At 49.2% G+C, this 19,841-nt stretch carries 13 protein-coding genes; 11 read left to right on the plus strand and 2 right to left on the minus strand.

The window, feature by feature from the left end:
• Positions 1-42 precede the first annotated feature (42 nt).
• Positions 43-1,635 carry an N-acyl-D-amino-acid deacylase family protein gene (locus J3369_RS17065; protein ID WP_349589128.1) on the minus strand — a complete coding sequence of 531 codons (1,593 nt, stop codon included), beginning with the start codon at positions 1,633-1,635 and terminating at the stop codon, positions 43-45.
• A gap of 356 nt (positions 1,636-1,991) precedes the next feature.
• Between J3369_RS17065 and J3369_RS17070 the strand changes: the two genes are divergently transcribed.
• The 3 genes from J3369_RS17070 to J3369_RS17080 all read left to right on the plus strand — a co-directional run bounded on the left by J3369_RS17070 (position 1,992) and on the right by J3369_RS17080 (position 5,811).
• Positions 1,992-2,582: a porin family protein gene (locus tag J3369_RS17070; protein WP_303572619.1), complete on the plus strand. Its 591-nt coding sequence runs from the start codon at positions 1,992-1,994 to the stop codon at positions 2,580-2,582.
• A 290-nt stretch (positions 2,583-2,872) separates the two neighbouring features.
• On the plus strand, positions 2,873-5,065 hold the full coding sequence (locus J3369_RS17075) for a VTT domain-containing protein (RefSeq protein ID WP_349589131.1): 2,193 nt from the start codon (positions 2,873-2,875) through the stop codon (positions 5,063-5,065).
• Positions 5,053-5,811 carry an endonuclease/exonuclease/phosphatase family protein gene (locus J3369_RS17080; protein ID WP_119502479.1) on the plus strand — a complete coding sequence of 253 codons (759 nt, stop codon included), beginning with the start codon at positions 5,053-5,055 and terminating at the stop codon, positions 5,809-5,811. The genes J3369_RS17075 and J3369_RS17080 overlap by 13 nt, the downstream gene beginning before the upstream one ends.
• Here the strand turns inward: J3369_RS17080 and J3369_RS17085 are convergent.
• Positions 5,787-6,761 (minus strand): LysR family transcriptional regulator, encoded by a 975-nt coding sequence (locus J3369_RS17085; RefSeq protein WP_349589133.1) that lies wholly within the window; start codon positions 6,759-6,761, stop codon positions 5,787-5,789. The two genes, J3369_RS17080 and J3369_RS17085, sit on opposite strands and share 25 nt — an antisense overlap.
• Before the next feature lie 471 nt (positions 6,762-7,232).
• Between J3369_RS17085 and J3369_RS17090 the strand changes: the two genes are divergently transcribed.
• The 8 genes from J3369_RS17090 to J3369_RS17125 all read left to right on the plus strand — a co-directional run bounded on the left by J3369_RS17090 (position 7,233) and on the right by J3369_RS17125 (position 19,839).
• A complete protein-coding gene (locus J3369_RS17090; RefSeq protein ID WP_349589136.1) occupies positions 7,233-9,809 on the plus strand; it encodes a TonB-dependent receptor plug domain-containing protein in 2,577 nt (858 codons plus the stop codon).
• Between the two features lie 831 nt (positions 9,810-10,640).
• Positions 10,641-13,253 (plus strand): TonB-dependent receptor plug domain-containing protein, encoded by a 2,613-nt coding sequence (locus tag J3369_RS17095; RefSeq protein ID WP_349589139.1) that lies wholly within the window; start codon positions 10,641-10,643, stop codon positions 13,251-13,253.
• Positions 13,254-13,404: 151 nt separating this feature from the next.
• Positions 13,405-14,226 carry a sulfite exporter TauE/SafE family protein gene (locus tag J3369_RS17100; RefSeq protein ID WP_119502482.1) on the plus strand — a complete coding sequence of 274 codons (822 nt, stop codon included), beginning with the start codon at positions 13,405-13,407 and terminating at the stop codon, positions 14,224-14,226.
• 27 nt (positions 14,227-14,253) lie between these two features.
• A complete protein-coding gene (locus J3369_RS17105; protein ID WP_349589141.1) occupies positions 14,254-15,420 on the plus strand; it encodes a pyridoxal phosphate-dependent aminotransferase in 1,167 nt (388 codons plus the stop codon).
• 317 nt (positions 15,421-15,737) lie between these two features.
• Positions 15,738-16,925 carry a methyl-accepting chemotaxis protein gene (locus tag J3369_RS17110; RefSeq protein WP_349589143.1) on the plus strand — a complete coding sequence of 396 codons (1,188 nt, stop codon included), beginning with the start codon at positions 15,738-15,740 and terminating at the stop codon, positions 16,923-16,925.
• Between the two features lie 87 nt (positions 16,926-17,012).
• Positions 17,013-17,378, plus strand: coding sequence for a response regulator (locus J3369_RS17115; protein ID WP_119502485.1), 366 nt, complete (start codon positions 17,013-17,015; stop codon positions 17,376-17,378).
• Between the two features lie 20 nt (positions 17,379-17,398).
• A complete protein-coding gene (locus J3369_RS17120) occupies positions 17,399-19,342 on the plus strand; it encodes a chemotaxis protein CheA (RefSeq protein WP_349589146.1) in 1,944 nt (647 codons plus the stop codon).
• Positions 19,339-19,839, plus strand: coding sequence for a chemotaxis protein CheW (locus J3369_RS17125; protein ID WP_349589149.1), 501 nt, complete (start codon positions 19,339-19,341; stop codon positions 19,837-19,839). Before J3369_RS17120 ends, J3369_RS17125 begins: the two co-directional genes overlap by 4 nt.
• The last annotated feature ends 2 nt before the right edge of the window (positions 19,840-19,841 follow it).

Here is a 19,841-nt window from a genome sequence, read left to right on the forward strand (position 1 = left end):
GCAGTGATAATCTTTGCGACAAACATTGAAAGATAAAGGCCCTCATACTTTACCCGCCCGGTGAGTCAGGATCTCTCCGGCATGCTGCCCGGTCATGCCTTGCGGCGTTTTGACAACAACCCCGTTCACGAGGATATATTCTATACCGGTGGGGTACTGATGCGGTGAGGTAAAAGTTGCATTATCAATCACTGTCTGCGGATCAAAAATCACAATATCGGCACGGTACTGCTCTGCCAGCGTACCGCGATCAGTCAGATCCATGCGTTGTGCCGGCAGTGCTGTCATTTTATGAATTGCCTCAGGCAACGTCAGTGTTCCCTGCTCTCTGACGTAACGACCCAGTACCCGGGGATAGGAGCCGTAACTGCGGGGATGAGGATTTCCTTCACCGGGTATTGCACCGGCTGTGTCTGTGGCTACGGAGGTAAACGGATATGCCATGATATGTGCCACATCCTTCTCGTCAATAGCATGGAAAATGCCTTGCGCGCCCCCCAGCTCTTCAATTTCCATCGCCAGTTCCGCTGCATTTGCCAACGTCTGCGCTCTGCCCTGCTGAGCCAGTACCTGACCAAACGTCAGTCCGTCCCATTCCGGATTTGCAGCAAAATGGGCTATCTGCAGCCTTTCCGGATCGCCACCACCGCGGTCTTCGCGAATGTTCTTTTCAATACCGGCTTTCACTTTTTCCCGTGTTGCCGGGTCACCGAGACGTTTTAACACTTCTCCGTGCCCACCGGCCAGCGACCAGGGCGGAAACAAAATACTGAAGCGGGTTGATGAAGCGGTATAGGGATACTGGTCCAGTGTCACGTCCATACCCTTTTCACGGGCGGCGGTAATCATACCCAGCGTTGTTTCGCTGTGGCCCCAGTTTGGCAATCCCACCAGCTTATGATGACTCACATGCACGGGGATGCCGGTATCTTCAGAAATCGCAATAACTTCTTCCAGCGCTTCAGTGATGAGCGCCCCTTCATCCCGCATGTGCGAAGTAAAAATACCACCGTACTGGTGCGCGGTTCCGGCCAGAGCTTTTACTTCAGCGTAATCAGAGTAGACACCCGGCACATACTTTAAGCCGGTCGACAAACCGAATGCCCCTTCTTCCATCGCTTTGGCCACAAGCGCCTGCATGGCCTTAACTTCATCTTGTGTGGCCAGTCTGCCAGCTTCACCCATTACTTCACGGCGAACATCATTGTGACCCACCAGCAACGCCAGATTCGGACCAAGAGGTGTCGTGGCAGCCTCCCCGAGAAACTCGCCGGTATGAACCGGTGAAAACCCGCAATTACCGCCAAGAATTGTAGTGATCCCTTGCTGAACCAGATTTTCCAACCCCGGCTGAGTAGCGGCAGAGCGCTCGGCATGAGAATGCAGATCGATAAACCCCGGGCTGACCACCAGTCCGTCTGCTTGTATCACTTGTGCAGCATCACTGGCTGACAGCTTTCCCATAGCGACTATGATGCCGTCTTTAATACCAACATCAGCAGACACTGTCGGTTTGCCGGTACCGTCTATGACCTCTCCCCCGCGGATCAGAATATCGTACTGCGCTGCCGCCAACGGAAAACACAGTGACAATAATCCTGCCCCCAGAACTGTTTTTACTAATCTGCCTGACATCGACGCTCCCTCTTTCTGATCATTTTTTACTGATTGTCATTGTTGTCCGTTATTTATACCCCGGAGAAAGAGCACATGCTTGTGTTGCATGATGAAGTAACCGCAGAACGGGACTGTATTCCTTACAAAGAGTTTTGAACAGGTTTCATGGGCCCCCGTTGAAACGGCCAATATTTCACCGGATTACACCTCTCCACCCCGTTTATTGTTCAGTTTACATACAAACCTGTATGGCATGCTCTTTGAAACAGACTAATCAGCGGGCGGCACCCTCTTCAGGTGTTCTCACCCTACCGGCTCTTTTACCGGTTTACAGGTGCGGCCCATACGCTAAACAAAGTAAGAGGAATTTTCTGATGAAAAAATCAATCACAGCATTCGCGGGTATTGCAGCGCTCACTTCTTTAACAGCTTTCAGTGCTTCCGCACAGTCTCTGGACACGCCATGGCAGGACCAACCGGGTTTTTACGTAGGTGGTAACTACGGTTATCTGAAAGTAGACGGGCAGGACGATTTTGATGATGATAATGACGTCATTCAGGGTCTGGTCGGTTATCGTTTTAACCGCTATCTGGCCGTAGAGGGATCGGTTATCGACTTCGGTGATTACGGCAATAACCTGTCACGGGCCGATACTGATGGCTGGACAGCGGGTGTAAAAGGTATCTTACCAATTACTAATCAGTTCTCTGTTTATGCCAAAGCCGGACAACTATGGTGGGATACTGATTATTCAGTGAATGGTGTATCCGGTAGCTACGACGACGAGAGTTTATTCATCGGTGCCGGCGTTGCGTACAATATCACTGAGAACTTCCTCGTGAATGCAGAATACACAGTTTACGATGCAGACCTCGATGCCAATGACCTGGCAGACGATCCCGGCGATGTGGACTTTAATACCGATCTGAAACAAGCCAGTGTGGGTGTTGAATACCGCTTCTGATTTGTAAAGGTCTCTCAAAGCCTCTGGTATTCCGGAGGCTTTTTTGATTCTGACAACCTGCCGGTTACCTCTGAGTACTGACTTCAGGAAAATTCTACAAACCGGCGGACAAACTTACCTGAAGGCAGGAAGCAGGTTCACACCCTCACCTTAACACCTGACAAACTTTCTAAGTTAAAACAGCAAGATAACCTTGTCAGACGGACATCAGGTCGTATGGAATAGTTTCTGCATTTCATATTGCATTTGTCACTTAATATGCTCATTCCGGGTTGGCATGAGGAGGAACGATGTCAGCAGAACAATCTATTTTCAAGCAGGGAGAAAATTGCTGGGCAACCAGTCAGGCCAGCTTCGCCACTCCACTTATTGATTGCGGTAATTACTACAAAGCTTTGCATTCGGCGATCCTTAAAGCGAAGCACAGTATATTTATCGTCGGATGGGATATCGACAGCCGGATCAGGCTGTTGCGCGGTGAGGACGAGGCGAACTCCGAAGCCCCCTCAGTGGTCAGTGATTTGCTGGCGTGGAAGGCCGAGCAAAACCCTGACATGAAAATTTACCTGCTGCGCTGGGATTCTTCTCTGGCCTTTTTCGCTCAACGGGAAATGTGGGCGAAAGAAGTATGGGATGAGAAAACACCTGACAACGTACTCACGGAACTCGATGACACGATTCCCATGGGGGGCAGTCAGCATCAGAAGATTATTGTTATTGACGATGAACTGGTGTTTTCGGGCGGTATGGATATTTCAACCAACCGCTGGGATACCCGTGACCACCCCATTGAAAGTGATGAACGCAACGGACCTGACGGACCTTACACGCCACTACATGACGTCCAGATTGTCTCTGCCGGCCCTGTGGTAGAAAGGTTCGCCGAACTGGTGCGCTGGCGCTGGTTGCGCGTAGCCGAAGAAAAGCCTATCGCCATCCGTGAAGAAGCGGAAACAGACTTGGACAGTCCTGTGCCCGCTTCATGGCCGGACGGCTTTGAGCCCTGGTTTGAGAAGGTCGATTGCGCCCTTGCCCGCACTATTCCGTTCATGGACGAGGTTGAGCCTGTACAGGAAGTCCGTCACATGCTGCTTGACCTCATCAGTGAAGCAGAACGGGTAATCTATATTGAAAACCAATTCACTTCCCGTCAGGAAATCGCAGAAGCGCTGAACCGCCGTCTGAAAGAAAAGCCTGAATTGCATGTCATTATTGTCAGCTCCTATGAACCTAAAGGTAAATTTGAGTGTGAGGCATTCTGGGCAGGTCGTATTGAATTTAAGAAAATTCTTGAAAAAGATATCGAGCCTGAACGCATCATTATGTCGTATTCGTCCATTACCGACGAGCACGGACAACATGCGACTAAACGTATCCATTCTAAAGTGATGACCATCGATGACCGCTACGCCGTTATCGGTTCGTCGAATATCAGTAACCGTTCAATGAGCCTTGATACTGAAATCGACCTTGTTCTGTTTGGTAATAATGATGCCAACCGCCGCCAGATAGCCCGTATCCGTGACGATTTACTGGCAGAGCACACCGGCCGCACCGTTGAACAGGTTACCGCAATCATGCAGGAACCTAATCCGGCACGGGCACTAATGGAAGGCCAGCTGGCTCATGGCTATGTGCTTACTCAGGTGCGTGACGAAATATTTACCAGTCAGGAATCAGGTAAAAATTTCTTTTCATCCTTATCCGATCCGGAAGAGCCGCTGATCCCGCCAATTCCGGGTTTAAACGGTGAAGCAACACCGGTACGCAATCCCCGCCGCCGCACGATCATGGTTGGTATCGGCGTTCTTGTGATTGCAGCCCTGGCGGCCACGCTGCTGCTCGCCAGTCACTTTATTCCGTGGTTATCGACAGATAATATCAATGCCTTCCTGGAGGAAAGCCGGGGCACCTATTTCGCACTTCCGACGGTTTTACTTGTCTATGTTGTGGGCGGCTTCTTCTTCTTTCCGGTCACCGTAATGTCACTGGCGGTCTCTGCCATCTTCGGACCGGTTTGGGGACCATTGTACGGCATCATGGGCGCCCTGCTGAGTTCCGCGAGCATGTTCGGTGTAGGTAAGCTGGCCGGTAACGCGGGACTGCGTAAAGTTGGCGGGCCGAAAGTTGCTGCTGTTGATGAGAAGCTGAAAACCAGTGGTATAGTTGGTGTCGCCGCTATCCGGATGTTGCCCATCGCACCATTCAGTCTGGTTAATCTGGTTGCCGGCATTTCATCAATTGGTCTGATGCAATTTTTGATCGGAACATTCCTCGGCATGTTCCCGCCGATGATAGCGAAAGGTCTGGTAGGCGATTCTATTACTCAGATTTTCCGCAATCCGTCACCGGAGACGATTTCCTATCTGGTAGGCGGCATCGTGTTGTGGGGCCTGATGATTTGGGGCTCACAGAAAATTGCCAAGCGTTATCAGGAAAGCAAACAGGTAGAAAAAACAAAGGGTGAAGAATGTGTCGCATAGTCAGTTATAATATCCATAGCGGTATTGGTCGCGACAACAAGCATGATTATCGCCGCATTGGCAGTTATCTTGCCGAACTGGGTGCAGATATTGTGTTGTTGCAGGAAATGGATACGCGGCCTGAACACAGAGATATTGAAACGGACATCAGAGATATTTGCGCCAGTCAGGTGTTTCAACTGGTACCTTCACCGGCTATTACAGAAGCCGGCGGGGGCTGGTATGGGAATGCAGTACTGACCCGCTTTCCCGTGCTGAAAAATGAAACCCTTGATGTGAGTCAGGATGGTTTTCAGCCGAGAAATATTCAGGCTGTAGATTTACTCACGCCGTCAGGACCACTGACAGTAATCAATACTCACAAGGGATTGAAGAAAAGTGAACGCCGTTCACAATTCGCAAAGCTTCATGAATACATTGCCGGCAGAATGAAAGAGAATAAGACGCCTATTGTGCTCGGCGGAGATTTCAATGAATGGCAGTTTTTTACCCGCGCATTCCGTGCTCTGGACAGCGTGCTAAACCAGCACAAAGCCGGAGCCACGTTCCCCAGTCAGTTTCCGTTATTTTCTCTGGACCGGATCTGGACGTCGCCTGACATTAAATTACGCCGGATCCGCCGTCTGAAAAATGCCCGCACGAAAATTCTCTCTGACCATCTGCCCGTTCAGGTAGACATCCGCCTCCCCGAACAGGACGTCAGTGATTTACCGGAACCGTTTCAGGCACAGGCGATGCTTGGCTGACGATACTTTAGATCGCCACGCCAGTGATTTAACTCCTGCTCACAGGCAGTCACCCTGCGGATAATATCCCGCATTTTTATGCTTGCATCCGTGAGTGACCCGCTGCGGTTGGTGGCCATTAATACCTGTCGGCGCATTTCCGGCTGTTCTATTTTCAGGGCTTTTACCAGGCCACTTTCTTCAAGATGGAAAATGGCTGATGAAGGTAAAATCATCGCCCCCTCGCCCTGCAGCAATTGCCTGAGCCCTGTCATCAGCTGGCCCGAATACGCTGTATTGTGCCTCAACGCAACGCCGGTCACTTTTTCGTAATGGGCGATGAGCATACCCAGCGCATCCCGGCTTCCGGGCGTAAGTAACTCAAACTGGCTGAGTTCCCAGAATTTGATAGTGTTGCGATCCTGGTATTTCTGATACAGCTCTGACTGGTCGTTCACGCCGAGCACCAGATACATGTACTCCTCGATCAGCGGCTCGCAAACCATTGAAACAGCATCAACATCCTGCTCATAAGTAATGGCGATATCAATCTGATTGGTCTCCAGCCAGCCCCGGACTGAATACGACGGGCCGGTGCTGATATCCAGTTTCAGCTTGCTGGCCGATTTTTTTACTTCCGACAATAACGACATGGACAGCACGTTACCGATAGACGGCAACATGCCAACTTTCACAGTACCTGATTGTTCTGCAATGAGGTGCTGTAAATCGGCTTTAGCCGCATTGATGTCGTCAATCAGCCGTCTTGCATGCTTCGCAAAAACCTCTCCGGCTTCGGTTAAAGAAACCCCTTTGAAACTCCTTTGAAACAGCGGTGTGCCCATTTCTCTTTCAAGATTGGCCAGTTGCTGGCTGATTGCCGGTTGTGCAATGTCTAACTCTCTTGCGGCTGCGGCAATACTTCCTTTTCTCAACGTGGTGAGGAAGTACTGTAACTGTTTTGAATTCATGGCAAGTCTCCTGACGCCTCCATCAAAGTTTTTCTGCCGGTGCCCGCACGCGCCTTGTCGTTTTAATTTCTTGTTAATACCTGAACGGTATTCTTTTTTATATTCCAGAACAGCAACTTATATGCCATTGCAGCGAACATTTACAGATATCAATTGTTAACGGAAGGTAAGCATCCTTTGGATGAAAAAAAACATTTCTGGTCTGCTATCTCTGCCCGGCCCGCGATTTCCGGCGCTCCCCGATTGCCCTCAATATATTTTTTATACCCTTCCATATTCTTTTTTCTTCCGCGACACCGCTCTCATTTTTTAGTCTTTATGAACACAGTTTACAGCTACGCAGCATCGCTGTTCAAAGCTTGTGCATCTTATTGGTGCCGCTGTGAGCCATAGTTGGGCGCGGTCACCGGATCCTCCATGAGCTGCGCCCGCAAAAAGAGCAATCAGGCAACAAACCGGGAACACACACTCATGAAAATAAAAAAATTAAGTGCGTCTATTTATGCCGGATTAACCGGCATGACCATGGCATTAGCGCTGACTCCTTCTGTATATGCTCAGGAAACTGATACTCCTGATGCCGAATCGGATCCTTCCCTGGAACGGATTGCTGTTGTTGGTGCGCGGGGTGCGCCGCGTTCTGTGACAAGCTCTCCCGTGCCAGTTGATGTATTGACAGCTGAAGACATGGAAGGTGTAGCATTCTCAGATATGAACGATGTAATGATGACCCTGGTGCCGTCTTACACACTGTCACGCCAGCCAATTTCTGATGGCGGTACGTTTGTGCGCCCTGCACAAATGCGTGGTCTGCCCACCGACAAAACACTGGTTTTAGTTAACTCCAAACGCCGTCACCGCTCTCCGCTGGTGCAAATTGGTGGCTCAGGTACACAAGGGCCTGATTTGGCAACCATCCCGACTGCGGCTATCGGTTCCGTTGAGGTACTGCGCGACGGTGCGGCCGCGCAGTATGGCTCGGACGCCATCGCCGGGGTCATTAACTTTCAGTTAAAAAATAACAGTGAAGGAGGTTCACTGTCAGCCGAACTGGGCCAGTATTATGAAGGCGACGGCGATCAGATGGTGATCAGCGGTAACAAAGGTTTTGCGTTAGGTGAAGACGGATTCTTAAGTATTTCTGCTGAAATTACTGACTCAGAAGCGACCTATCGTGGCGAACAGTACTGTGAAAGCTGGTTCTGTGTGACCGACCAGTCCGAAGAATATATCGCTGCTGCGATTGCAAGTGCTAATGCCGTTCACGGTTCAGATGAAGTACAACCCTGGGGCCAGCCAAACTCTAAAGGCACCCGTGTATTTTTTAACTCAGGTTATACGATTTCTGACGAAGTAGAATTATACGCATTCGGTAACTATTCAGAGACCGAGGGCGATGGTTCCTTCTTCTATCGTTATCCGGGCAACGGCACCATTGAGGACATCCGTCTGCAGGATGGTTCAGTCTGGAGCCCGCTGGAATTCTTCCCCGGTGGTTTTACGCCGCGCTTCGCAGGTGAAGTTACCGACTACTCACTGGCTGCCGGTGTGAAAGGGATGAGTGGTAAGTGGACGTATGACATCAGTGGCCGCTTTGGTTCCAGTGAAATTGATTACACCCTGAGCAACACCATCAATCCGTCGATGGGTAACGAGTCCCCGACTTCATTCAAGCCAGGCTCACTGACCAACGAAGAGAAGCAACTTCAGGCTGATTTCACCTATGATCTGGACGAATATATTTTCGCTTTCGGTCTGAGCTACATGGACGAGTCTTATGATATCTCCGGCGGTGAAGAAGACTCCTATAACGCAGGTCCATATGCTTCAGCAGATCCATGGGGTTTCTGTAACGATGACGGCACAGCGACAGCGGCAGGCTCAGCCATTGCAGATCTGGACTGTGCAGACGACTCAGACCCGGTTTATACAGTAGTAGGCGTAGGTTCCAACGGCTTCCCGGGATACTCTCCCGAATTCTCCGGTGAATATAACCGTGACTCTTACGCTGTTTATACCGACATTTCCGGTGACGTAACAGACAAACTGTTTGCTCAGGCAGCATTACGTTACGAAGACTACTCTGACTTCGGTTCTGAACTCGTTTATAAAGTGGCCGGTATTTACCAGCTTACCGATGAAATCGCACTTCGCTCTTCATACGGTACAGGTTTCCGTGCTCCGACTCCGGGACAGCAAGGTACAACAAACGTATCCACCCGGTTGCCTAACGGCTTCCCGGTTGCTACCGGTCTGTTCCCTGCCAGCAGCGCAGTTGCTCAGGCGTTGGGAGCAAATGCCCTGGCGCCGGAAAAATCCACCAACATTACCTTTGGTATGACGGCGGATTACGGCGACTTCACCCTTACTGTGGATTACTACAATATCGAGCTTGAAGATCGTCTGAATGCCATCTCAACGCTGGATGTCAGTTCTGATCCTGATGCAGAAGACCCGGAAGATTATCAGCGTTACCTGAGCCTGGCGAATGCCGGTGTTTCCGGTGCGGAATCAATCGGTGGTGTGTTCTACTTCCAGAACGCTTTCGACACCACAACCGAAGGTGTAGATGTAGTAGCAACATATAATATGCAGTCAGATATGGGTGACACCACCTTCACTGCATCATTTAACTACAACAAAACCACACTGGATAACGATCCTGAAAACTTCTACAACGAAGAAGATGAGTTTGACCTGGAAAACGGTACGCCGGATTTCCGTGGTACTGCCTCAGTTAAACACAGCATTGAAGACTGGATGATTGTTGCCCGTATGAACTACTACGGCGAATATGAAAATGCCGCGAGCAGTTCTCTGGATGTGATTCAAACCTTTGGTACAGAAATCCTGTTCGACCTTGAGCTGACTTATCACATCAGTGAAAGTCTGTCTCTCAGTGCCGGTGCCCGCAACCTCTTTGACGAGTATCCGGACGCTGGTACTGACGAAATGGGTGAAACCTGCTGTGGTCGTATTTACCGCTCAGACTCTATTGTTGACTGGCAGGGTGGCTATTACTACACCAAGTTAAACTATACCTTCTAAGAACACACTACCTCTTTAAACAGCAATCAGGGCCGGCTTTCTTGCCGGCCTTTCTTTTTCCTGCAAGCACACGGTTTGTGCCTGCGCTTATATCCGCGTCCGTGCAGTTAAATTCTCCGCCGGCGAAGGCAGTCTCCCCTTCTGTTACTCCCAACTCTGATGCCTTTGATGTGTCTTTACTCTCAGAAAGAAGAATAATTTGACGGTATTTCAACCGGCAACTAACTTCATATATACAGAGCGTGTTCCTGACAGGTAACCCCATAGCCTTATTTGGGGCGATCGCCGGGTGCTAATTTTGGCTTTGGTTATCCCCTTGTAACCAACCTTAACAATGCCATAAGAAAAACTAAATAATAAAAATGAGCCGTTTCAAAACAAACCAATAATAAACAATGACTTAAAACTTCTTTCCGGAAATTATTAATTTATTGTGACGGCTACATAAAACTTAAAAAACACTTTATTTTCAATAAATTAAGATAAGGCGTATAAATACTGGCCAGCGATCAGTTGTTAAAAATTCGTTTACAAGACGCTGAAATTAAAAAAAAATTCTGCCTGATTTTGGCATTACCACATGATTTTTATACTTTTTATTACCCCCTCCATATTTTTCCTATAGCCCTACATATTCTTTTTTCTTCCGCGATACAGGTCTGTTTTCTTAGTCTCGATTACACACAGCACGCCACCGATACAACGTTGTATCAAATATTCTGACCGCCAGGGGGGCGGCTGTGAATTATTGTTGGGTGCAGTGTCGAGATTTCTCCCTGGCCTGTATCCAAAGAAAAAAAGCAATCAGGCAAATTTTGGGAACACACATTAATGAAAATAAAAAGACTCAGTGCGTCAATCTATGCCGGATTAACCGGCGTGACTCTGGCTTTCGCTCTTTCTCCTTCTGTTTACGCACAAGAAACTGATACCCCCGATGCTGAATCCGATCCGTCTCTGGAACGTATAGCTGTTGTCGGTGCCCGTGGTGCCCCCCGTTCAGTAACCAGCTCTCCTGTTCCCGTTGATGTATTCAATGAGGAAGATCTGGAAGCGGTTTCTTTTACCGATATGAACGATGTTGTCCGCACCCTTGTCCCTTCTTATACCGTTTCACGTGAACCTATTTCAGATGGTGGTACGTTTATCCGTCCGGCTTCTCTTCGCGGACTGCCAACGGATAAGACGCTGGTACTGGTTAATTCTAAGCGCCGACATCGTGCAGCTCTGGTGCAAACAAGCGGTTCAGGTACCCAGGGACCAGACCTTGCAACAATTCCTACTGCCGCAATCGGCTCGGTTGAAGTACTCCGCGACGGTGCTGCTGCACAGTACGGTTCAGATGCGATTGCAGGGGTAATGAACTTCAATCTGAAAAATAACGCCGAAGGCGGCAGTTTTTCTGCAGAATGGGGCCAGTACTATGAAGGTGACGGCGACCAGCTCACGCTGACAGGAAACAAAGGCTTTGCCCTTGGAGATGATGGTTTCCTGAGTATTTCTGCGGAGTACACCGATAACGAAGCCACCAGCCGTGGCGAGCAATATTGTGTATCGTCATTCTGTCTGGATAAATCCAACCCGAACTACGATCCCAACGCATCTTATAACGCTTATCTGACAGATGACTTCCTTGCAGCCGCAGAAGCCATGGGGCAGGAATCGCAGGGCGCGAACGTCGTACAGCCCTGGGGCCAGCCAAATTATGAATCAGCAAAGGTCTTCTTCAATGCCGGCTATGTTTTTTCTGAAGCAGCTGAACTCTATGCGTTCGGTAACTACTCAGAAAGCTCCGGTGACGGTGCGTTCAACTACCGTAACCCAACCAACAGTGTAAATGCGGATATTCGCCTGCCTTCAGGTGAAACCTGGAATGCACTTGAGTTCTTCCCCGGCGGCTTTACTCCCCGCTTCGCCGGTGACATTACCGATTATTCACTGGCTGGCGGTGTGAAAGGTGCTTCAGGCGATCTGAGCTATGATTTTTCTGCCCGTTACGGTTCAAACGAAATTTCTTACTCTATCTGGAATACATTCAACCCGTCATTAGGCAACGAATCACAAACTTCATTTGAACCGGGCGATCTGGTAAACGAAGAAATGCAGTTACAAGCTGATTTTGTGTATGACTTTGACGGTTATGCCTTTGCATTCGGTCTGAGCTACCTGGATGAATCTTACGAGATTCAGGAAGGAGAAGAAGCATCATATACTGCCGGCGCTTATTCTCAGGCAGATCCATGGGGATTCTGTAACGATGACGGCACAGCCACTGAAGCAGGCTCTGCTATTGCAGACCTGGACTGTGCAGACAGCTCTGACCCTGTGTATACCGTAATGGCTGTAGGCTCAAACGGTTTCCCGGGTTACTCCCCTGAGTTCTCCGGTGAATACAACCGAGATTCATATGCGGCTTATGTAGATATTTCCGGTGATATCACCGACAGTATTTTTGCTCAGGCAGCGCTGCGTTACGAAGACTATTCAGACTTTGGTTCTGAGTTAGTTTACAAAGTAGCCGGTATTTATCAGGCAACGGATGAAATTGCTCTGCGTGCCTCTTACGGTACCGGCTTCCGTGCTCCGACACCTGGCCAGCAGGGTACAACAAACGTTGCGACGACGTTTATCAACTCTGAGCCTGTTGCGGTAGGTTTATTCCCTGCCAGCAGTGATGTTGCCCAGGCCCTGGGTGCCAGCACACTGGATCCTGAAACCTCCACTAACATTACGTTTGGTTTAACTGCGGATTACGGTGACTTCACTTTCACTGCTGACTTCTATCACATCGAAATTGAAGACCGCTTCAACGCCATTTCAACGCTGGAAGTTTCTACAGATCCTACTGCCGGAGACGAGTATGACAACTATCTGGCCCTGGTGGCAGCCGGTGTTTCAGGCGCTGAATCCATCGGTGGCGTACGTTACTTCCAGAATGCGTTTGACACCACCACTCAGGGGGTTGACCTGGTAGCAACTTACCGCCTGTCTTCGCAATACGGTGATACCACGTTCTCAGCCTCATACAACTACAACGATGTAGAGTTTGATTCTGACCCGAGCGAGGTGTTTAACCCTGAAAATATTTATGACTTCCTGAACAATACGCCGAATTCCCGCGCGATTTTGTCAGCAAGACATAACTATGACGCGTGGCAAGTTGTCGCCCGCCTTAATTATTATGGCGAAAACTCAAACTCTGATTACAACACCAACACTGAAGTACTGACTATTCAGGACTTCGACAGTGAAATGCTGTTTGACCTGGAAGGTTCTTACCTTGCAACAGAAAGTCTGCGCATCACGGTGGGTGTTCGTAACCTGTTTGATACCTATCCACAGTATGACGAAATCGAAGCATCGAATGGCCGTCTGTACCGTTCAGATTCTATCGTCGACTGGCAGGGTGGTTATTACTACACCAAGTTGGAATACACATTCTGACCTGTACTGGCGGGTAGCTGTTTTACGGCAAGTCGACCTCGTGTCGGCTTTGCTGTGAAAGAGCCGGGGGAGTTCACTTTCGCTGCTTACAGCTGAGATACCCCCTGAGGACATACCCTCTTTAATTAATGTTTAGCGGAGTTTTGTAGTTATGGAAATCGAGTTGGTCTGGTTTGTTGTTACGTTATGTGCTGCAGGTGCCATTGCAGGCATAACGTCAGGCCTGTTTGGCAACGGTGGCGGCTTTGTTGTCGTGCCTGCCCTGTCTATTGTCTTTCCCTTCTTTGTTCCCGATTCTGATGAAATCGTGAAAGTGGCTATCGGCACGTCTTTAGCCTCTATTGTTGTTTCCAGCCTGCGTTCTGTGATTGCCCACAAAGCGAAAGGTGCTGTGGACTTTGCCGTACTGAAATCCTGGTCAGTATGGATAGTCCTTGGCGTCATCGGCGGATTACTCATTGCAGATAACACCAGTGCAGGCGGACTTAAAATTGTCTTTGCAGCCGGTGTACTGCTTTACTCAATTTACTTCCTGTTCCCCGATTTTGTCGTGCGTCCGGGAATGTATTTCTCTATGCCCAAAGGTATCGGTAAAGCCACCCTCGCATTTGTGCTGGGTGGTTTTTCTGCCTTACTGGGTATTGGCGGAGGAACGCCCACCGTTATCACCATGGTCATGTGCCGCCGCACAATTCAGCAGGCAGTTGCCACTGCTGCCGGTGTCGGCTTTCTCATCGGCCTGCCAGGCGCGCTGGGCTTTTTGTTCATGCGCCACTCTGAAACTGCCGCCCTGCCGGTGGGTACCGTGGGATATGTCAATATTCCCGCCCTTATTGCTATCAGTATCGGTTCGATTATGACGGCCCCTATTGGTGCCAACATGGCGCATAACTTCAGTGAAAAAATGCTCAAAAGACTGTTTGGCATTTACTTAATCATCGTGTCACTCGGCATGTTTTATAAAGCCCTTTAGTCTTTTCACTTTCAAAGGAACTTATTTATGACTTACAACCCTGCACGACGTTTATTCTTAGGCGGCAGCCTGGCTGCTACAGCAGCCGGCGCAACCGGTATTATTACTCCTGCTGCGCTGGCAGCAGGTTCTTCAGTGGCGGCGCCTCACGTAATGTACGGCCCTCAGGCCGGCATCGCCAAGCTGAATGCGAATGAAAACCCCTATGGTCCGAGCCCTGCTGCTCTTAAAGCCATTGCAGAAGCCTCGTCCACCGGCGGTGCCTATTATGCTTATCAGGCGGGCATGTACTTAACTGACATGATTGCAGAAGAGTATGGCCTGAAAAAAGAAAATGTGGCAATTACCGCCGGTTCCAGTTTGATTCTGGCCTTCGCCGCTTATGCCGCCACATCAAAGGGAAAAATATTGGGTCCGGATCTTTTCTGGGACACCACATCCAAGGCGCCAATCAGTCAGGGCGGACCGGATATTGTGCGGGTACCCAACACAGCTGATCTGGATATTGACCTCGATGCACTGTACAACGCTATCGATGGCAACATTGCCATGGTCCATATTTGTAACCCGAATAACCCGACCGGCAAAGTGCTCGACACGAAAAAGCTGCAGGACTTCTGTATAAAAGCATCGAAGAAAACGCTGGTGCTGGTTGATGAAGCGTATAACGAATTGATCAGTGACGGCCCTGCACACTCAATGATCCCGCTGATCAATCAGGGCCACAATATTATCGTGGCGCGAACGTTCTCAAAAATTTATGGCCTGGCCGGCATGCGTGTGGGTTACATGCTTGGCTCAGAAGAAAATATCAGCTTTATCAATCAATATGGTCTCGGCGGCTATTCCATCAACCAGGCCGGCTTAGCAGCAGCGATTGCGAGCTTTAAAGATGAAGCCTTCAAAGACTTCTCACGGGATAAAGTGATGGAAGCCAAAGACATGATTATGTCGGCAGTTAAAGCGAATGGTTTGACGGCACTGCCATCAGCGACTAACTTTGTTTTTGTGAATCTGGGTGATAATGGCGATGCCAATGCCTTCCGTGCCGCCATGGAAAAAGAAAATGTACTGATCCGTGGACAGTACCGGACTTACAAGCCCTGGTCGCGGGTGAGTACCGGTAAAATCGAAGATGTGAAAATGTACGTAGACGCAATGCCAAAAGCGCTGGAAGCCATGTACAAGGCGTAACTGTACCTTAAATACAATGTAACTTGGTCCATGAGTGGTGCCGTAAGGCGCCTCTCATTCTGCTGCAATTCTGATAATCCCCTCCTCTGAATCCGGTTCGCAATTGCGACAATCACGACATTCCTGACGATTGAGAATTTTTTTTCTGCATTTCTTTCATTACTGAAATTCTTGTCTATAACTTAAATTAACGTGCGCCTGATAACGCATCAGGCAAATCCTTTTGGTCAGTAAGTTTCTAAAATTTCACACAGTCTGGACCCAAAGAGACAGAAAAAGCCGACAACGTGCAGGCAGTAACAATCCCGGAATGTATTATGATGAGTGACAATCAAATTATGGGCGGAATAAAAAATACACCACCAATTGCAATGATTGGTGCAGGCGTGAGCCTTGTTGTGGGCTTTGTTTTAGTGTCTATGGGTCTTGCTTATCCGGCAATAATCGTTTCTTCCATCGGCGTTTTTCTGGCTGCAAAAATGCAATCAGGAGATACAGAGTCACAGGCCGACACTCAGGCTGTACACGCAGAGCCTGTATTTGAACAACAGGAAGTCACCGGCGATATGATGTCGGTAACTCAGGATATGGCTAAAATTCTCAGTGACTGTGAGAAAAACCTGTCTGACATTTTCAATACACAAACCGATGCCGTAACCACACTAAGTGAAGCTTTCCTCAATTTGCAACGCCTTGTAGGCGAACAAAACACCTGTATTACCCGACTGATTCAGGCAGATTCTGACAGCGGTGAAATGTACTCAAACCGCATGCGTACCTTTGCTGATGAAACAGAGAAGTCACTGGATAAATTCCTTGAGTCTACCGAACAGATTTCAGAAGGCACCACCACCATTCTGGAAAAAGTAAACCGTATCTACGACACCATGCCTACTGTGCTTAAAGCCCTTGGCGATATTGATGATATTTCTGCCCAGACTAACCTGCTGGCTCTGAATGCGGCTATTGAAGCGGCACGCGCCGGTGAAGCAGGCCGCGGATTTGCTGTTGTTGCCGATGAAGTTCGTGCTCTGTCGAACCGCTCCACTCAGTTCAGCGGCGTTATCAAGAAACAGATGGAAAACATCGGCGTGAAAATTGATGAACTCACGCAGGATGTCCGCACACTCGCCGCCCAGGATACCAGTTATATCATTACAGCGAAACGGGACATTCAGGGAGAACTGGACGCGATTATCGTAAAAGCTGAGAGCGACGGGAATACAACCAATGAACTTGAAGGGATCTCCGGTCAGCTGGACAGTGCTATCGGCTCTGCTATCCGTGGCATGCAGTTTGGCGACATTAACGGTCAGAATCTCACCTATACCCAGGAAATGCTCACAATCGTTAATGAGCAACTGCCTCTGCTGGGTACGAATGATATTGCTACGGTTAAGAGGAATCTGGAAGAGCTGCAGAGCAGCATGAAAAATCGTTCTAACCTCGATCATAATCCGGTATCTGCCAGCAGCATCGATGCCGGAGAAATTGAATTATTTTAGCAACCACCAGCGCGGCTCGCTTGTTAGCCGGGATGACATGGAATCGCCGGATTCGGCGTAACACGTGAAAAAATTGTCGGGAGTATTATGAGTAAGAATATCCTCATTGTTGATGACTCACCATCAATCCGCCAGATGGTAGAAGTGACTCTAAAGTCAGCCAGTTACCCTGTAACTACCGCCGTAGACGGACAGGATGCGTTAGATCAATGCAAAGTGAAACGCTTCGACTTCGTTTTAACTGACCAGAATATGCCAAGAATGGACGGTTTGACGCTGATTAAAAACCTTCGCGGTATGTCAGCCTATGCCCGTACGCCCATTATCGTGCTCACCACGGAGGCGGGTGATGACATGAAGGCAAAAGGGAAAGCTGCCGGGGCCACAGGCTGGATGGTTAAGCCTTTCGACCCTGCTAAATTACTTGCGGTTGTAGGTAAGGTTCTCGGTTAGTTGTAACAGGAAGCGTCACTATGTCTATCGATATCGAACAATTCCACGCGGTCTTCTTCGACGAAAGTCAGGAACACCTTGATGACATGGAACAGCTCCTCATGGAACTGGATGTCGAAGATCCCGATCTTGAGCAGCTCAACAGTATTTTCCGGGCCGCCCACTCAATCAAAGGCGGTAGTGGAATTTTCGGTTTTGATGCGCTTACCGGTCTCACCCATGTCATGGAAAATTTGCTCGATAAAGCCCGTAAGCAAACCATTTCCCTTGACGTGCCTACCGTTGATTTGTTTCTTGAAACAGTAGACTTACTCAAGGTCATTCTGGATGCATATCGTACCAGCAGTGAGCTTCCTCAATCTGACATAGACTCCGGTGTGGCCGCCCTTGAAAAAGCGCTGGCTGCTGCCGACGGACAAGCAGCAGACGCACCGTCCCCCGCTGCAGAAAGTGCCGGGGCGGATGACGATGATATCGATGGCTTCGGCTTTTTTGATGATGATGATGATGACGAGCCCGCAGCAGAAACAGCGGAAGCCGTAGACAACACAGAAAATGAAGCAGCGAAAGCTGAAGCAAAATATGACGATATAGACGGGTTTGGCTTCTTTGATGATGAACCTCAACTTGCTGCATCACCGGAAGAAAAGCAAGGTTACGGCTTCTTCAAACCGGTTGAAGCCGTTGCAGAAGACGCAAAAGCCGCATCGGCAGAGGCGGCAAAGGCAGCCGCCAAACCTGCGGCAAAGAAAGCTGCAGCGAAATCTGCGAATAACAAAGAAGCGTCTTCTATTCGTGTTGACACCCTAAAAATTGATCAGATGGTAAACCTGGTGGGTGAACTGGTTATTACTCAGTCCATGTTGTCGATGATTGGTGATGAAGTCACCGGAGCCATAGGCCAGAAGCTGCAAACCGCCATTGCAGAACTGCAGCGCAATACCCGCGAGATCCAGGAATCGGCAATGTCCATGCGTATGCTGCCGGTGAATATGACATTTAACCGCTTTCCCCGTGTTGTACGGGATCTGTCTTCTAAACTCGGCAAAAAGGTTGACCTCGTTATTGAAGGCGGCGCAACTGAAATCGATAAAAGCATGATTGAAAAGCTGATCGACCCTCTGACTCACCTGGTACGAAACAGTATCGATCATGGTGTAGAGAAGCCGGCAGACCGGGTCGCGGCAGGCAAAACAGAAAATGGTACCGTGATTTTACGGGCTGCACAGCGTGGCAGTTCGATTGTCATCAGCATTATTGATGACGGGGCAGGACTCAGCCGTGAGCGCATTCTGGCCAAAGCAACAGAAAATGGCCTGCCTGTAACACCGGATATGCCTGACAGCGAGGTCTGGTTACTGATCTTCCAGCCCGGATTTTCCACGGCAGCGGAAGTGACTGACGTGTCCGGTCGTGGTGTAGGTATGGACGTTGTCCGCCGGAACATCGAAGCTATTGGCGGCCGCATAGAAATCGATTCACATAAAGGACTCGGGTCATCATTTCATATCCATCTGCCACTGACGCTGGCTATTGTAGACGGGATTTGTGCTGCCGTGGGCGACCAGATTTTTGTCATCCCGCTGGTAAATATTATCGAATCGCTGCAACCGGTAAAAGAACAGCTCAAACTGATTAAGAACGAACACCTGCTCTGGATAAGAGAGCAGTACTGGCCTCTGGTACCGATTCACCAGATGATGCATGTGGATCATGCTGTTACGAACCCCACGAAAGGGATCGTTGTACTGCTGGAAAGCAGCAAACGTCGCTTTGCCATTCAGGTCGATTCTCTGCTCGGTCAGCAACAGGTGGTGATCAAGAGTCTCGAACAGCACTACCGTAAAGTACCCGGCATATCCGGTGCCACCATCATGGGAGATGGCCGTGTTGCCATGATTCTGGATGCAGATGCCATCGCAGACTTGTGCAAACCTGTTCATGAAGAGGAAAAAGTATCATGAATGCCCATGCCAGAGATCATCTCGCATCTAAAGATGTTCAGGAATATTTAAGCTTTATTTTAAGTTCTGAGCAATATGCCCTCGATATTACCTCTGTAAAAGAAATTCGCGGCTACGAGAAAGTCACACCTATCGCCAATGCGCCCAAATTTATCAAAGGCGTGCTGAATCTTCGCGGTGACATCGTCCCCATCATCGACTTGCGGATTAAATTCAATATTCCGGATCCGACCTACAATGAATTCACCATCGTCATCATGTTGCATGTTCACAATCGTGTTGTGGGCATAGTCGTTGATGGCGTCTCGGATGTTGTACGCCTTACGGAAGATGAAGTCAGGCCACCACCTGATTTCGGGGTGATATTCGACAGCCGGTTCCTGAAGGGGCTGGCAACTGTGGATGACCATATGGTCATTCTGGTTAACATTGAACAACTAATTTCCAGCGAAGAAATCGGTCTTGCAGCAGAGCAACTGACCGGTGAGGGAGAGTAATT

The organism is Alteromonas sp. NFXS44, from assembly GCF_040148705.1.
Taxonomy (GTDB): domain Bacteria; phylum Pseudomonadota; class Gammaproteobacteria; order Enterobacterales; family Alteromonadaceae; genus Alteromonas.

What these genes read in the sequence shown, in the direction of transcription:
- J3369_RS17065 (WP_349589128.1), bottom strand. Translation starts at nt 1,635, where the DNA reads ATGTCAGGCAGATTAGTAAAAACAGTTCTGGGGGCAGGATTATTGTCA.
- J3369_RS17070 (WP_303572619.1), top strand. Translation starts at nt 1,992, where the DNA reads ATGAAAAAATCAATCACAGCATTCGCGGGTATTGCAGCGCTCACTTCT.
- J3369_RS17075 (WP_349589131.1), top strand. Translation starts at nt 2,873, where the DNA reads ATGTCAGCAGAACAATCTATTTTCAAGCAGGGAGAAAATTGCTGGGCA.
- J3369_RS17080 (WP_119502479.1), top strand. Translation starts at nt 5,053, where the DNA reads ATGTGTCGCATAGTCAGTTATAATATCCATAGCGGTATTGGTCGCGAC.
- J3369_RS17085 (WP_349589133.1), bottom strand. Translation starts at nt 6,761, where the DNA reads ATGAATTCAAAACAGTTACAGTACTTCCTCACCACGTTGAGAAAAGGA.
- J3369_RS17090 (WP_349589136.1), top strand. Translation starts at nt 7,233, where the DNA reads ATGAAAATAAAAAAATTAAGTGCGTCTATTTATGCCGGATTAACCGGC.
- J3369_RS17095 (WP_349589139.1), top strand. Translation starts at nt 10,641, where the DNA reads ATGAAAATAAAAAGACTCAGTGCGTCAATCTATGCCGGATTAACCGGC.
- J3369_RS17100 (WP_119502482.1), top strand. Translation starts at nt 13,405, where the DNA reads ATGGAAATCGAGTTGGTCTGGTTTGTTGTTACGTTATGTGCTGCAGGT.
- J3369_RS17105 (WP_349589141.1), top strand. Translation starts at nt 14,254, where the DNA reads ATGACTTACAACCCTGCACGACGTTTATTCTTAGGCGGCAGCCTGGCT.
- J3369_RS17110 (WP_349589143.1), top strand. Translation starts at nt 15,738, where the DNA reads ATGATGAGTGACAATCAAATTATGGGCGGAATAAAAAATACACCACCA.
- J3369_RS17115 (WP_119502485.1), top strand. Translation starts at nt 17,013, where the DNA reads ATGAGTAAGAATATCCTCATTGTTGATGACTCACCATCAATCCGCCAG.
- J3369_RS17120 (WP_349589146.1), top strand. Translation starts at nt 17,399, where the DNA reads ATGTCTATCGATATCGAACAATTCCACGCGGTCTTCTTCGACGAAAGT.
- J3369_RS17125 (WP_349589149.1), top strand. Translation starts at nt 19,339, where the DNA reads ATGAATGCCCATGCCAGAGATCATCTCGCATCTAAAGATGTTCAGGAA.